At 53.5% G+C, this 14,617-nt stretch carries 10 protein-coding genes; 4 read left to right on the top strand and 6 right to left on the bottom strand.

Going from position 1 to position 14,617, the window contains the following annotated elements:
• Positions 1 to 133 precede the first annotated feature (133 nt).
• From J7412_RS06745 to J7412_RS06720, 6 genes are all read right to left on the bottom strand, one after another.
• Entirely contained in the window at positions 134 to 2,848 is a 2,715-nt protein-coding gene (locus J7412_RS06745; protein WP_209077970.1) for a TIR domain-containing protein, read from the bottom strand.
• Positions 2,849 to 3,385: 537 nt separating this feature from the next.
• Positions 3,386 to 4,630: an AAA family ATPase gene (locus J7412_RS06740; protein ID WP_209077969.1), complete on the bottom strand. Its 1,245-nt coding sequence runs from the start codon at positions 4,628 to 4,630 to the stop codon at positions 3,386 to 3,388.
• 1 nt (position 4,631) lies between these two features.
• Positions 4,632 to 5,273, bottom strand: a complete 642-nt coding sequence (gene prfH, locus J7412_RS06735; protein WP_209077968.1) for a peptide chain release factor H — start codon at positions 5,271 to 5,273, stop codon at positions 4,632 to 4,634.
• On the bottom strand, positions 5,270 to 6,403 hold the full coding sequence (locus J7412_RS06730; RefSeq protein WP_209077967.1) for an RNA ligase RtcB family protein: 1,134 nt from the start codon (positions 6,401 to 6,403) through the stop codon (positions 5,270 to 5,272). The genes prfH and J7412_RS06730 overlap by 4 nt, the downstream gene beginning before the upstream one ends.
• A gap of 332 nt (positions 6,404 to 6,735) precedes the next feature.
• Positions 6,736 to 7,539, bottom strand: a complete 804-nt coding sequence (locus J7412_RS06725; RefSeq protein WP_209016274.1) for a metallophosphoesterase — start codon at positions 7,537 to 7,539, stop codon at positions 6,736 to 6,738.
• A gap of 50 nt (positions 7,540 to 7,589) precedes the next feature.
• Complete coding sequence (locus J7412_RS06720; RefSeq protein ID WP_155148022.1) at positions 7,590 to 8,156, bottom strand: metallophosphoesterase; 567 nt, start codon at positions 8,154 to 8,156, stop codon at positions 7,590 to 7,592.
• Positions 8,157 to 8,833: 677 nt separating this feature from the next.
• On the opposite strand from J7412_RS06720, the gene J7412_RS06715 reads away from it, so the two are divergent.
• The 4 genes from J7412_RS06715 to J7412_RS06700 are packed head-to-tail and all read left to right on the top strand — an operon-like array spanning position 8,834 to position 14,541.
• A complete protein-coding gene (locus tag J7412_RS06715) occupies positions 8,834 to 9,631 on the top strand; it encodes a TnsA endonuclease N-terminal domain-containing protein (protein ID WP_209077966.1) in 798 nt (265 codons plus the stop codon).
• Positions 9,631 to 11,808, top strand: a complete 2,178-nt coding sequence (locus tag J7412_RS06710) for a DDE-type integrase/transposase/recombinase (RefSeq protein ID WP_209077965.1) — start codon at positions 9,631 to 9,633, stop codon at positions 11,806 to 11,808. The genes J7412_RS06715 and J7412_RS06710 overlap by 1 nt, the downstream gene beginning before the upstream one ends.
• Positions 11,801 to 12,718: a TniB family NTP-binding protein gene (locus J7412_RS06705; RefSeq protein ID WP_209077964.1), complete on the top strand. Its 918-nt coding sequence runs from the start codon at positions 11,801 to 11,803 to the stop codon at positions 12,716 to 12,718. The genes J7412_RS06710 and J7412_RS06705 overlap by 8 nt, the downstream gene beginning before the upstream one ends.
• Before the next feature lie 35 nt (positions 12,719 to 12,753).
• Positions 12,754 to 14,541 (top strand): TniQ family protein, encoded by a 1,788-nt coding sequence (locus tag J7412_RS06700; RefSeq protein ID WP_209077963.1) that lies wholly within the window; start codon positions 12,754 to 12,756, stop codon positions 14,539 to 14,541.
• Positions 14,542 to 14,617 lie beyond the last annotated feature (76 nt).

The raw sequence follows: 14,617 nt of genomic DNA, 5'->3' as shown, positions 1-14,617 counted from the left end.
GGTTTTGAGAAACGTTTCGATCGCTTCATTGTCATCGCAATTCCTTTTGCGACTCTATCTAACCCTTCACTGACTTAGCCAAAATATGCACCGAGGCCATTGCGCCCGACTTACACAACTCGGAAGGATGATTTCAATTGGGGTTGGTCAACTGACCAAACACACGCAACGCCAATGCCTCCAATTCGTCAACATCGAAGGTCAAGCGTTTCAACGTTCCATCGGAATCGGTGGCAAATACCTCTCTGGGGCCTCCAGCTGCGAGGCTAACACTTGCGGCCCCCAAATCAGGGTCGAAATTTGAATACTCAACGGTGCCATCCCGTGACCAGAGCGAAATGTTGCCCCAAAATCCACCTCCGACAAAAAAATCATCATCGGCATATGCCAGCGAGGTTACAAAGGGATTGTCAGCTCCGCGCACCGACCATGTGCTTTGCCCATCCTTGTCAAAAGCTTCTAGCCGCATCATTGAACCTGCCGATATTATCTGTTCTCCATTGGGTGAAATGGCCAACGCTTCTGGGGTGTCCATCTCATTCGTTTGCTGCACCACCGACCCAATAACTTTGCCGTCCCTCAAATCGACAAAAACAAGACTGGCATCGTCTTCGCTATGTTTGACCCCGATCACGAGACGGCTATCGTTCTTGTCTACGGCAATCACAAAAATCATCGAATGCTCGGTGCCAGGAATGGTGATCGGCAAAGCGTCCTGCGCGTTCAGTACCGCGTTTTCGTCCAATGCTAAGCGGCCAAGTGAGTACGCCTGGCCGAGCGTCGTCACGATGACGCCGTCGCCAAAGGGCGCGAGTCGAAAGGCGTACTCGTCTGATATGTCAATTGTGGTGAGGTCGTCAGCATCAAACGTGTCAGATGAAAAAACCCGGCCACCAGCTACAGCAACCCAGCGGCCGTTTTCCAAGCACGTTATATCCCTCACCATTTCGTCGGAATACAAGACCATGTTCTGCAGCTGTGACGAGGTTTCAGGATCAAAAAGGGTGATGTTTCCGTTGAAGTCCCCCAGCAACAGGCGTTTTGAGTCGGAGCAATAGGCGACTTTGGAAAGTTCTAACGCAGAGTTTTGCAAAAGCAATTGACTGCCGTGAGGCCGCGCCGAAATCAAGCGCACCTTTCTATCAATATACCCTACCGATACGAAAGCACCTATACTTGGCGCCACTCCCAACGCTGTCGACGAATGGAGGCGAAACGGCGGGCCATCTGGCTCTAGTGCAAGTGAAAACACCTGCATCATCTGTGTATTCTCGTTGGAAATGGCTAGGATGCGGTCCTCTTCCCAAATAACTTCGCCACTCACCATTTCGACGTCATCTTTTGCGCCAAGGCTCCTGCTAGACACTACCTCCAAGGCGCCATTCAAGCGAACAATCTTTTCTGGATGAAATCCGACAAGTGCCTGCCCATCTGCGCGCAACCGCCAAGTGTGAAAAAGTGACCCCAAGTTATTTTCCGCCAGCACATCTCCTGTGTTTGTGTCTAGTATCCGTGCGAAGCCGCTTTCTGTTGTGAGAAAAATCTTGTCCTGCCCATCTGCAAAGATAGCAAAGTCAATCTCATCTTCATCAACGCAAAAGATCGGCGTCGTCGTTTCGGGAAATTGATCCAATGCAGTCACTCGCAGACATGCATCATCGCTAACCCAAAGAAGTCGGGCCCTTGTTGGTGCGATGTCGTGCAGGGCGTGGTCCACTGCATTATCGCTTCGCGGGTCAAGGCGCAGCAAAAGAGCGCCATCCAAACTGTAGATCGCCCAAGTTTCCCCCTCAGCACGCTGAATGAAGAGGCCAGAATGCGTAAACGACAGCCTTGCATTGTCTTCACCTAACGGCGCGAGGATTTGCTCCCGCGCGCCGAGCTTGCTGTAGCCACTGACCCCCCCGTCGCGTTCCAAAGTAATGACCAGTTCTCGGTCCGCGTCCCATCCGACATCATAGACCTGTGCGGTTTCGACATCAAAAATCCGGAGGTCTCTCGTCGTGTTCAGAACACGCCAAAGCGCGCGCCTCGTGCTTACAGGCACATACCCCAAACCATCCTGCGCGGCAGCAACATCATCCAAGATTTTGCGCAGCGCCAGGATTGTGTCCGGCGTTGTCGCCAAACGCTCTGCTTCAACAGCGCTGAACTGTAGCCGCGCTGCAAGCGCTTCGCGTTGAGCACGGTCGGCGGCAGATACTGCAAAGACTGACGCAATGCCAAGTCCGATTGAGAGCACCACAAACAGTCCCAATGCGCCGGTGAGTACGCGCAGCCGTTTGGTGCGTTGGCGACGATCTCTAAACGCGTTTTGAAGCCTTTCGGCGATGTCGAACCCTGGCACCCGCTGCTGGTGATCTGGTGCGTCAGAAATGTCCTCGATACGCAGCAGTACCTCGGCACGGCTCTTTTCACCCCCAGGTTCCATAGGCTCTGACAGCCAAGCAGCAACCGTGTCAGACGGTGGATCATCGCGTGCTTCTTCGACGGCATTCTCGACGTTGATCAGCCTTACACTTTGCCCACGTTGTTCGAACGCATCAATTTCCCGACGAACCCAAATGGATTGTTCCAGCGCCATTGGCCGGCACACCACCACAAGATTGCGCGAGTTCTTCAGCCTGATTTCCGTGAGTTTTCCAAGATCCGCGCCGACATGATAGTCACGCGTGTCAAGGTGGGTTTGAAACCCGAGCTTCGTCAGATCTTGGCTCAGTTTTTCTGGGTAGTCTGTGCCATCCGCATGGGCATAAGAAATGAAAAAGTCATAACCGAACAAGGCATCAACAAGTGTGCGAGGAAACTTCACCAAGCTTGCTATCAGTTTGGACACCCGTTCATACAATATCGGACCACCTAAAAACTTTAAAAGAACCATTCAAAATGAGATATCACCAGAGCATGTTAGCTGGAATGTGGGTTCCGGTGTAGGGTCAATATCTGTCCCGACCGTGTCAACCTGAAACCAGCGTGCAAGTGCATGTTTGCCTGTCTCGGATTAGGAATGACCTCCTGTACTTTTGGCGGCGGCGAAGTAGTCCTTGGTATTTCTGACCTTACTGGTCTCGAGACAGACGACTGAGTCAGCCTCGCATTATTGAACGCGGGTCAGATACCGCTTTGGGAACCGCTATCGCTCCGATTGCACGTCGTCACAAGCCGAAGCTCGAATCGTAGCAAAATCCGCGATCTGTGAGTTCGCAACCTCTCTGAATTTGCGGTCGCCGCGAAAGTCCGGTCCAACGGGGGCGGCTGGATCTCTCCTATGGGCTGCAATTCACGCCCATAGTAAACGCAAAACCCAGAACGACGCAGATAGGCTGCGAAAATATCTTGGGGAATTTGGTTTGGACTGGGGGCAATTTGATCAGGTGGATGTGCATCATTCAGCGGCGATATCTTGCAGAAGGCATTCAAACCCCGACGCCTGCGCAGCGGACCAAGCGTCGGCGCTGTTGGCCAAAAGCCAACCCTGTATCTGGGCAGGGCTGTGCCTTTGATGTCCCAACTGCTGCTCGAACACCCCAGCCAAGTCGTGTTCACCAGGAAAAAATCGCATGTACAGCCGACGAGCCGTGGCCGCGTTTACCAATCCAAGTTCGGTATGCACATCAGCCCGGCCGGGGCGGATCAAGGCCGGGTCCAGCTTTTCCTTGTGGTTTGTGGTCATGACCAGAGCACGGCCTTCCTGAGCGGCCACACCATCGATGGCGTTGAGCAAGCCCGAGAAGCTGACGCCCGAGCGTTTCTCACCACCTTCGCGCTGCGTAAACACGGCGTCCACATCCTCGATTGCGATCAGCGACCCCTTGGGGGCACACATCATCGCTTCACGCAGATCATCATCCGTCAGCGTGACGCGCCCGATATCCAGCGACGCGATATCCAATGACAGGTCTGACGCCAGTGCGCGAATGAGGCTCGATTTGCCGGTGCCCGGAGGACCGTAAAACAGATACCCGCGCCGCCAGGGAACACCACGGTCCGCGCACCAGTTGCTGGCGCCATAGAACCAACACATGTCCTCCAGCACTTTCTCGATGCGATCGTCATCCACCAGTACCGTATTGACGGAGCGGCGCGGGACATCGCCGACATGATCCCACCAATCCCCCTTCAGAATATGGAGGCCGGGGCCGATGCGATCTCTGGTCTGAGACAGTACACGTCCCTCAGCGATCCAGCCCAGAATTGTCTCGACTTTCCCGAACAGGACAGTGACATTCAGCACTTCCATCGGCCGCTGATTGTGCGACGCACCCACTTTTGACTTTTCATTGATATCGCGCTCCAGGCGACAAAGGTGGCCGCGCCAGAAAAACCAATGCCGACCCGGAGCCGGTGCATAGCCCTTTGTTCCCCGCGCCCACTTGTCGTCCGTCATGCGCACATGGCGCGAATGGGACAGGACGTTGTTCTGCTCCATCCAGATACAGAAATGGCGATACGCCGCGCTTCGGTTATCGAGTGTCAGGCTGACCCAGACGCGACGAACAATCACGCGGTACAGCGCCATGAACGCGATGCGCAGAAAAGCTGCCGCGACCCCGAATGCCCCGAGCGCCAAACCGCCCGCGAAGAAATCGCTGGTCAGGGCGCTGGTCAGGAATTGATCGAATGCTTCCATCTTAACCCACTTTCACTTCGCGAAAATCGCGGCCCTTGAAGCACCGCACCGGATTGCCGCGTTCAAGCGCATAGTGCAGCGCGTTGCGGCTCGCCTTTTGTGCGGCTTCATCCGCTGCGGCTTGGGCGGCCATCAGATGCTGAAGGCGTTCCAGGGCCAATGACTTGTTGCGATGTTGCGACCGTTCTTCGCGCGCCACCGCCGAAAGGCCAGTCAGCCTGTGTGTCGCCCGCACGGCACTGTCGGTGGTGTTCTGGTGCTGCCCGCCGGGGCCACCGGCACGGAAAGTATCAAATGTTACGTCGCTCGCTTGAATGCGTTCAGGTGTTTGCAACGGTGCAGGCAAGTCGAACACCCCAATGAACCAATTGGCCCGTTTATGCGTCGGCCGCAGATTGCTTTGCGCCCGCCACTGGATCGTACCGCGCCAATTCTTGACGAAGGCCTCCGCATCGGCGCCGCTGATCAGAACCACTGCGGATTTATAGCCATGTTTTGCACGCACCCCATTGCTGTCGAAGTCCACGGCGATGAGCTCGGCCTCGTTGCGCATTGCCTCCAACACGCCTGCAACGGCTTGCTGGCATTCCGCCGGACCGCTGCCACTGGTGACCAAAAGTGAGATATGTCGGGATGCAGTCATGACGGCCTCCCGTCACGCGTTTTCTTGAAGGTCAGGAGCGGATGGAACTTCGCCACAGAACGCGCAGCACCTGTTCGTTCCAGGTCTCCGGCGACGGACTTGGCCGATTTGTAGGCCAAAGGCGCTTCTTCAATCAGAAGGTCGCGATCCTCGCACAGAATACGCCCGCCAAAGGATGTGCGCTGCATGGCCTCAATATCGGATTTCTTGGCCCGTACTCGACCATGCATAGAGGATCGGTCGTAGCGCCGCCCCGCCCCATGAGCGAGGCTGCCAAGCGCATCAACATGGCCCATGGGGGACATCAGATAGCTCGCACTAGCCCGCGATCCGGCAAGCGGAACAAATCCATGCTCGGCGACTGCCGCGCCCTTGCGGTGCAGCCAGCCATCGCTATGCCGCGCAAGTAAGTTGTGCGGGGCATCAACCAACAGCATCAGATCTGCCCGCAGCGCCTCCGCCGCGCGTTCAGCGATGGTATGGCGGTTCAGGCTGGCCCAGCGAACGGCCCGGTCATGATCCCGCAAGTAAGCCAACGCGGTGTCATTCTCGGGATCAAGGCCCGCGAGGGTACCATCCGGTACCGAACCAAGAACCGCATTGCCAAATCCGCGCGATCCGGAATGAACCAGCAGATACAGGCGTGATGCATCGAGGCGGATGCCGTCACCCGCCTCGGCCAAAGTTTGCACTTCGCAGAAATGATTGCCGCCACCAACCGTACCGAGCGATGTGGCAAACACATCGGTCGGCAGGCCAGCATCTTCCAGTCGCCAGCGCTGATCTTCAGATACAGGTGCTCCAAGAACACGCATCCGGCGCAGCGCTTTCTCCAGCTTCAGCTTTCGCACAGGCTGATCAAGCTGGAACAGAGACATGCCACAACCGATATCGTTACCGATCAGTTGCGGAAAAATCCGGTCCGCCAGGACGGCACATCCAACCGGCCCGTATTTGCCCGGATGCAAATCGGGAAAGGCCGCGATTTTTTGCACGCCGGTCCAGCCGGAGATTTCTTCGAGTTGCGCTTCGGCCCGTCCTTCGATCCAGGCCGCAGATGTATAGAATTTCGTGATGACGCCGTCGCTGGACACAGCTGACGCGCGACCATCCAAGACAGAATTGCCCATAAGATAGTACCCAATAAACGTATATAGATGCGCCAGCTACGAGCCGGCGAACTGGATCAAACCTGATCTGATTTCAGTTTAGGTGTTGATCGGCCCCGAAAGGGCGAAATGACGAATAAGCATGTATGTCCCTTTCCTTGTTGGGGGTTACGATTTGGGTCCGATGGACCAATTGGAGAACGTCGGATAAGCGGGATTGTTGATTCCCTCAACAGTTTTGAACTTGGCTGACCGCAAGTCGTGTCCAAACAGCAACACGACTGTGGCTCTATGGTTACCACCAAGCTTCTCTGCAAAGCATGTACAATTGATACGTTTGGCGATCGAATGGGTCAAACTGCCATCAAACCCGAAGGATCAAATGCTGTTCTCTCTCCTGGATAACCTCTTTGGTTGGAAACAAAGCGCATCGATCCATGATCGCCTTTTCCCACCCAGCAAAATTGCTCATGGCTGTGCCCACATATCCAGGTGTGGACTTTAAGCTTTCGCACTTCATCCCACAAATCACTTGCAAAACCGTTGCTCAGCAAACGCTCCGGGTTGCTTTGGTGGGTGCGCCAAGGCGTGAGTAGCTCCCGTACTGGCAAGTGATGTGTCATTACAACCGTTGGGCCAGAATGAGGCCGGTGCAGCGCTTCAAACAGCGCAACTTTGTCGGTTCTATGACGTTCCAGCATGTCCTCAACTGTAAACCTTGTATCAGGCGCGGTTCGTATTTCTCGATAGTCCTGAAGGTGTGCAGACAGCATAATCTGCGTTTGCGTGTCCGATCCTGGAAACAGCTGGAGATCAGTCCAAAGTGTAGCTCCGATGATACGAACACCAGCAATTTCCGTTACCGCACCATGTAGGACCCGAATATCGAGGCCTTCTGCGCAAAGATCAGTTAGCTGTCGCTCTTCGTCGGCCAGTAGTTCCGACCAGATTGACCCATAAGGTTCATGATTTCCCCAAATGGTAACAACCGGGCACCCGTATTTGCGCGCGGCCCGAGCCGGGATATCCAAGTGGCGTCCCATCGTGTTGGTATCGCCTGCGATCAACACTCCGTCTATCGGAGAGGCTAGGTCGGGTAGCTCAAAACCATCCCAGAACTCGTCATGCAAATCGCTCCATACCAAGAATTGCGCCACATTTTTACTCCAAACTTACCAGGCTGTTTCGTAGTGGTTGACGAACCGAACTAGAGTAGGGAAGACCTTGGCTCAACATCAGACCAGTGTTTATTAACAGGCAACGACTTCGCCCGTTTTGCAATTTGCCGAAATGAAACCGGCGTGAAGTCCCACACATCGACGCCGACATTGACGGCGTTCCTTGCTCCTTTCCAGTTGTTATGAACATGACCAAAAAGATGAAGCGCTTGGCGCCTTGCATGGTTCCAAGTCATCATTGGATAGTGGCAAAGTGTATGAGCCTGGTTTTGAGGCCCATCTTTGACCTCGACCAAATAATGTATGCTGTCCCACGGTAGTTCTAAAGTAGGACTGAGGTCATGGTTCCCAACAACAAGGTGCTTTTTCGCTCCGGGCAGCTGGCTGAAAACACCCGCCAAATATGGTGCCTCTTTCGCTTTTGGACCAAAGGCAAAATCACCAATTATCCATAGTTCGTCATCCGGCTTCACGACCTTCCACATGTTTTCGATGAGGAGGGCATCCATTTCGGCTGCCGACCGGAATGGACGATCACAATGAGCGATTACATTCTCATGCGAGAAATGCGTATCTGCAGTGTACCAATTGGCCATTTTCCGGCTCCCGAATTTCTCACCACCTTTGTCGATTTAGCTGAGGCAGTAAATCCCAATTGAGCTATTCGGACCAATGATCATCTCGTTTCGTGAAATCACGTAACATATTGATTCTACTATTAACTTAAGGACTTTCTTGAGGTATTATAGTACCCACAGAAGCCAATTTAAGGCTATATCAGGGATTGCAATGAAACACACGGCGATTCAAAATACGACCATGTCGTATAGGAAAGTGGACTCCGTTTGATGCAATGTAAGATGAGCGCGGCTGAGATAAAATTTCGCCTGGCAACTGAGGCGGGCCTCACCATTGCGCAATTCGCCGCAACGATAAACCGGCATCCGTCCACAGTCAGTATGGTAATCCATCGCAGACGAACCAGCGCTCGGATCATGGCTAAGATCGCGGAGACGTTGGAAGCCGCTCGTGCCACTTCAAAACACCTTTCAATCGATCAGGAGAACGCCGCATGAACTAGCAATCAACCAGCTTCAGCAAGAGGTATGCGCTGAATAAGCAAAGGCCCGGATGCTTTCGCAATCCAGACCCCGCTTGATACACCTTATTCATCCCACCTCACAATTTGAAAGTCAACATACTCGCGCAAGCGGCTGATCACTTGCGCTCAAAAATCCGACGCGGTCGTGTTCGGAAACAGGGATGCTTTGCTATGAATATGCTACTCGATCACGCGGTGATGGAGATCGCATCGACTCCACCTATCGATTTGTCAGGGTTGCCGGGGGCGTTCCAGCGCGCCTTTGGGCCTACAGAGCCATTTCCAGATGATTTTGGCCCTATTGAAATGCTGGACGTTACACCGCTCCCGTATCGTGGCAACCGTCCAATCAATGTACGATCTCGTGGATCATGCCGAATCCTTGCGATCCTTTTGGATCTGGAAACAGGACTGCCAAGACGATACGGCTTGGATAGCCAGCTTGAGTATCATCACCTCGCACTGACACTTGTTAATCCGTCGGTCGTGCAGGTTCGTGAGCAGGTTGGCCCATTGCCTTTCACTGACGAAACTGGAAAGGCTGCGAAGCACTTCATTGATCTATTGATCCAGAATCGGGACGGCCGTCGTATTGCCGTTGCCGTTAAACCAACGGAACGGCTAGCATCTGGTCGTTTCATTAGGGAGCTTGAGTGCCTCAGAGCAAGCATTGTTCCCAGGATTGCAGATGAACTTCGTCTTGTTACGGAACACTGCATTTCACGCGTCCAAGCCTTCAACGCGATCATGTATCAGCGTTTTGCCCTCTGTCCCGATCATGACGTCGATACACGATTGGCTGAAGTTTTGGAAAGCGTCCATGGAGAAATCTCGATTTGTGACCTGACGCGTCTATGCCGTGCAGGAGGTCGCGGGTTTCGGTGCATAGTCCGAGGCATGTATGAAGGAGTGCTAGCAAAGGTTAGCCCCGGTCGCATCAACTTCTTCACGATGGTGAGGGCAGCTTGATGACCCAAAAATTCCATTTCAACACCGTCGACCTCTACTGTTGGGGCGGCGTCTCGTACCAGTTCATGATGAGCGACGAAAAATTCGCTTACATGAAGCGCGCTGATGGTTCCGATGCCATTGAACGCTTCTCCTGGCCAGATATCCACGAAGCCGTGGCGAGCAAGGAATGGGACATCAAACGTCGACCCGCAAACATCATCGAAGCGACTTATTCGCAAGATCCCTACATGTTCGTTTGGGAGTTGCCGGATACTCAAAGAACACTGGTGCTGAACCGATGGTTCATCGTGAGCGCTGTCGAGAAGCTCTACGCGCAAAAGAAACTCAAGTTCACCCCAAAGAGTGTCCAAGAAAATGAGGGCATTCTGTTCAAGGAAGCAAGCATTGCGCGTCGCGCATTCGAGGGAGAATTTGGTAAACAGTACTTCAGTTCAAAAACCGAAAAGGTTCCGCGCTGGCCAAACGCCTGCACTATTTTGCTTTGGAAACGTAAATATCGGAACTCAGGTCGCCGGATTGAGGCACTTGTGGACCGCCGCGGAAAATTCTCATCAATCGACATCGATCAGGAGAGCTTTGCGTTCATCAATGCAAGGCTCCGGAAGTACCTCAATGATCAGGAATACTCTGGAAACGGGGTCATTCGTGAAACCCTGATGGATATCGAAAAAGAGAACGAGCGACGACTGGCTACTGGTGAACCGAAGATACAAACACGATGTAGATCCGTTCTGCATGAGTGGCTTCAGAAATTCGGCCCCTTTGCCATCAAGGCGGGGCGAGACGGACTGACCGCAGCCAAACATGAGTATGGAGGCATAGGAAAGACAGAGCGCGCAACGCGTCCCGGTGAATGCTTTCAAATTGACGAATGGGAGATAGATGCTCGCACGTTCATGATGGCTGGACCATTGCGTGAAGGTCTAGACAAGAAGACCCTTGCAGCTTTACCGCGTGGACGACGTTGGATGTACATCGTCATTGACGTGGCCACACGATATATCGTTGGCTTTGCTCTGTCCGCGTCCCAAACCCCAGAGGCTGCCGTACGCGCCTTGCGGATGGCGACGCAGAATAAGGATCATCTTGCGAAAGCGGCTGGTGCCACGAACGGCTGGGCTGGCATGCAATTTGAAAGCCTGCAGTCCGACACCGGCTCAGCGTTCTTTTCCGAGTTCACGCAACGCGCCGTCAACACAGCATTTGGGACTTACTTCTATCCGACGCTTGGCGAACCTCAATTACGCGGCATTATTGAACGGGTTTTTGGCACCTTTATCGACTGTGCCATGCCTTTGATCCCGGCGCGGACCTTTAGCAACCCGCAGGAGCGAGGCGACTACAAGACTGAGGAGCGGGTTACGCTGACAGATGATCAACTGGCATTGATATTTATCCGCTACATCGTCGACGTATATCATCAGTCCAGCCATTTCGGCCTGTTTGACGAGACGCCACAAAACGCGCTCAATCGCCTTGTCGGGACGGTAGGCAAGCCACCTGACTTACCAAAACACATCCGTCGACATGCCTTTGGTATTAGGATCGAACGCACACTTACACGGCGAGGTGTTCGAGTTCTTGGTATTGATTTCAACAGCGAGGAAATCGTTGAAGCACGCAAACAATATGGCAGCCCTAAGTGCCCCGTTTATGTTGACCCAGACTCGCTTGGAGCGATCAGCGTCTATGTCAAAGGAAAATGGATCGAGGTTCCAAACAGCATTGAAAACTTCGATGGCATCTCTGTCGTCGAATGGAACGCGGTCGGTGCGACCCTAAGGCAGCGTTACGCCGCCGAAGCCAGGGTCAATTTCTCCGTCATTTTGGCAGCTCTCACCAACATCAGATCACGCGTGACGGATCAGCAAAAGATTGTAGGCACGTTGCCGCAGGCGCCAACTTCAGCAGATTTCAGTCGACTTGAGAACAATCTGTGGCATGGCCTATCGATCTTCGATGATACTGTTGACCAATTAGATGGGCTTCCGAGCGCTGACAACGGGTTGGGTTTCATAATAGGCGAGCCAGCACCCGGCATCGAACGAGACATTGCTGCAGAGAAAGCCACCCCGATTTACGTTGACGACACGCCAATAGTAGAGCCCGACGCTGGGGATAGCGGTGTCGATTACGACACTGATTGGTGGCAGGGGGACGACGACGATGTCTGATCATGTTTCCACTATGACCAATGCCGGTCCACTATTCATAGACAGCCGCGACGCCAAACGGATCAGGGAACGGATTACAGAGACGTACGAGGACTTCGTAATGGCAACTAGATCCGGCCGACGTTTCGAGGCGCGCGGGATTGCCATTCTGGGTTCGACCGGAACCGGAAAATCTGAGGGCACTATGCAGGCGCTAGAGGCACTCGGGATGGCCGAAACCAACGCAGGGGACCCAGAAAGACCATTCCTGAAACTCGACCTTGGAGCGAGAGCGACATTGAAATCGCTCAGCGCGGCGCTGTTAGAAGAGCTCGGTTGGCCGGCCCGCCAGAAAGATAGCGCCGAAGCCTTGCTGCGCTCGAGCCGCAATTACATGGCTAAACTTAACACCAAGATTTTGGTGATCGACGAAATCCAACACATCAGATCGACGGGAAAACAAGATCGAGAGGATCTGCAGGACTTTCTCAAATCGCTGGTAAAGCCGCGCGTTGGTCAGATCATTCCAATCCTGATTGGCATGCCCGAATTTAACGATGTCCTCGCATCAGACGGTCAGTTGGATCGACGATACAGAAAGGTCAGAATGTCGTGTTTTGATCCAGCGTTAGACCTCGCACGGACGATACGGGTATTGAAGATAGTAGCTGAAAATACCGGTATCGCCTTGGGTGCCAGCGTAATGACCCAGAACTTCGCAGCACGTCTCATGCACGCAGGTATGTATGCCTTTGGCGAAATCTGCGTCTGGTGTCAGCGTGCCGCATCAAAAGCATATCGGAGCGATGCAGATGAGCTTGTCATCGCACATTTCCAAGACTGCTACCGACAAGAAGAAGACTGCGTTCCCGCACTCAACCCGTTTATCGCCGACGACTTCGAAACCATAAAAATCAAACCCCAAGAATAGCTGTCGCACAAGACGGCCCAACAACGAGCAGAAAAATGATCACAGTTCTACCATTAAAGACATCGGCGCTAGCCGACGAACCCGGATTCTCACTACTTTCCCGGAACACCGCCATCAACGCATCCGACACCACACAAGAATTCTGTACAGCGACAGGACTGTCGAAGGCGAATGTCTGCACCGGCCGTCAGACCGAACTTGATCGCTTGGCCGATCTTACGGCCTCGGAGCGATCGAGCTTGACGCGAAACAGCCCAGAACAATTGTCACGAACCTACTCACGCCTGCACGGACAGCAGTTCCTGACGCGGTCGTTGCGCAAGCAAGACCTTGCGATCTGTCCGGTTTGCTGGCTGGAGACGGGAACATCCGACAAATCAAAGCTACATCTCCGCCGAAACTGGCTTCCTCGCCCAATACAGACCTGTCCGATTCACAAGGTTGCTTTGATACCGTTGCCGTATGCGGACTACACCTCTTGCTATGACCATATCATGCGTGCCCGCTTCGAGCCCGGCTGGCTTGATCGGCTGCCACGATATGTGCAGCCCATGCGTCAAAGTCCCTTCGAGCGCGCCGCTATCTTCCAAATTGAAAGTGAAACACCAATGTGCAGTTGGATCGGTGATGTTCAGATCGACGTTGTGGAGCGTTGGTGCCTCGGTTTAGGGCAGTTCGTCAAAAGGGGCACCGGTCATCCAGCTGACCTAACTCGTGAACAGCAGCGGAATGCGATCAACGCTGGCTTTGCAATTACTGAACAGGGCGCGTCCTCAGTATTTGAAGCTGTCGATAAGGCCCTCTGCAGGCATCGTCTACGATTGAGCAAAACCTGGCTGCACAACTGGGCATTGCTGTCCGTCAAGCCAAAGGAACGCTCGTTCTTTCGGGAGTTGATGAGGCAACTATGCGCCGACCAAGGCCACTTTTGTCTGAACAGTATCTCGCAAAAGGTCAGTGTTGAACGATATGTCGACGCCAACATCGTTGCCATTGCCAAGGCAGCAAATCGGCACCACAGCTGGGTCAGGATGGCACTGGTACGTGACGGATTGCTGCCCGAAGGTGGAAACCCTCAACAACAGAACCTAAAGGTTCACATGCAAAAATGCTTGGCCCACATCCAAGACTTAGTAAAAAGCCTGGATACGACCAAGGGTGCTAAGCTTCTTGGCATTGGCACAAAAGGGTTTGAAGCGCTGGTGAATGATGGCCTGCTCAGGCCGATTAGAAGCACTGCCCACAAGAAACGACGGTTTCGGCGAGAAGGTATTGAGGGCTTTTCAGCCCGGGTCCGTGAGCGTATTGCTGGCAACACCCCCGCTGACGACGAAGCTTATTGCAGCATTCATCAAGCGTGCTTTGCTTACGGATGCACCACACCGCAAGTCATTCGGCTCATCCTGACCAACCAATTGACTAGCTTGTATCAGCATGAAACCGAAGATGGCATTACTGGCATCCGTGTTTGCAGGTCTGAACTTGTTGCCAAGCTACCCATTTTCACCAGCGATCACATCACTCCACATGATCTGACCAAGCAGCTTGGCTTAAAATACGCTGAGCTCAAACAGTTGAATAAGCTCAATCTATTGCCATGCTATCCAACGCCATCCGGCTGCCGACGGAGAATTCGGAACAGTGTGAGCGTTGTAATTCTCGATCAGTTTCTGGAGCGTTTTCAAACGGTGCGCAGTGCAGCGAGTGTGTTGCAGATTGAGGAAAGCGATCTCCAGAAACGCATCAATGAAGTAGGGATTTGTCCGTCTCCAGATGCTGGTGGTCTGCCGGTATATCCGGCACCCGAACTGCTAAGCCTCTAATCTTAAGTCAAAATTTCTATGCTATTTCCGGCCGCTTCCTGCGGCCTTTTGTTTGCCTTCACGCCCACAAGACTCG

It is taken from the genome of Shimia sp. R9_3 (genome assembly GCF_017743755.1).
GTDB lineage: Bacteria > Pseudomonadota > Alphaproteobacteria > Rhodobacterales > Rhodobacteraceae > Shimia.
Note: the sequence above shows the minus strand (reverse complement) of the source record. Positions and strands in the feature narration are given on the sequence as shown.

Coding starts and splice junctions, on each gene's coding strand:
- J7412_RS06715 (WP_209077966.1), top strand. CDS start 8,834: ATGAATATGCTACTCGATCACGCGGTGATGGAGATCGCATCGACTCCA.
- J7412_RS06730 (WP_209077967.1), bottom strand. CDS start 6,403: ATGGGCAATTCTGTCTTGGATGGTCGCGCGTCAGCTGTGTCCAGCGAC.
- J7412_RS06710 (WP_209077965.1), top strand. CDS start 9,631: ATGACCCAAAAATTCCATTTCAACACCGTCGACCTCTACTGTTGGGGC.
- J7412_RS06700 (WP_209077963.1), top strand. CDS start 12,754: ATGATCACAGTTCTACCATTAAAGACATCGGCGCTAGCCGACGAACCC.
- J7412_RS06720 (WP_155148022.1), bottom strand. CDS start 8,156: ATGGCCAATTGGTACACTGCAGATACGCATTTCTCGCATGAGAATGTA.
- prfH (WP_209077968.1), bottom strand. CDS start 5,273: ATGACTGCATCCCGACATATCTCACTTTTGGTCACCAGTGGCAGCGGT.
- J7412_RS06740 (WP_209077969.1), bottom strand. CDS start 4,630: ATGGAAGCATTCGATCAATTCCTGACCAGCGCCCTGACCAGCGATTTC.
- J7412_RS06705 (WP_209077964.1), top strand. CDS start 11,801: ATGTCTGATCATGTTTCCACTATGACCAATGCCGGTCCACTATTCATA.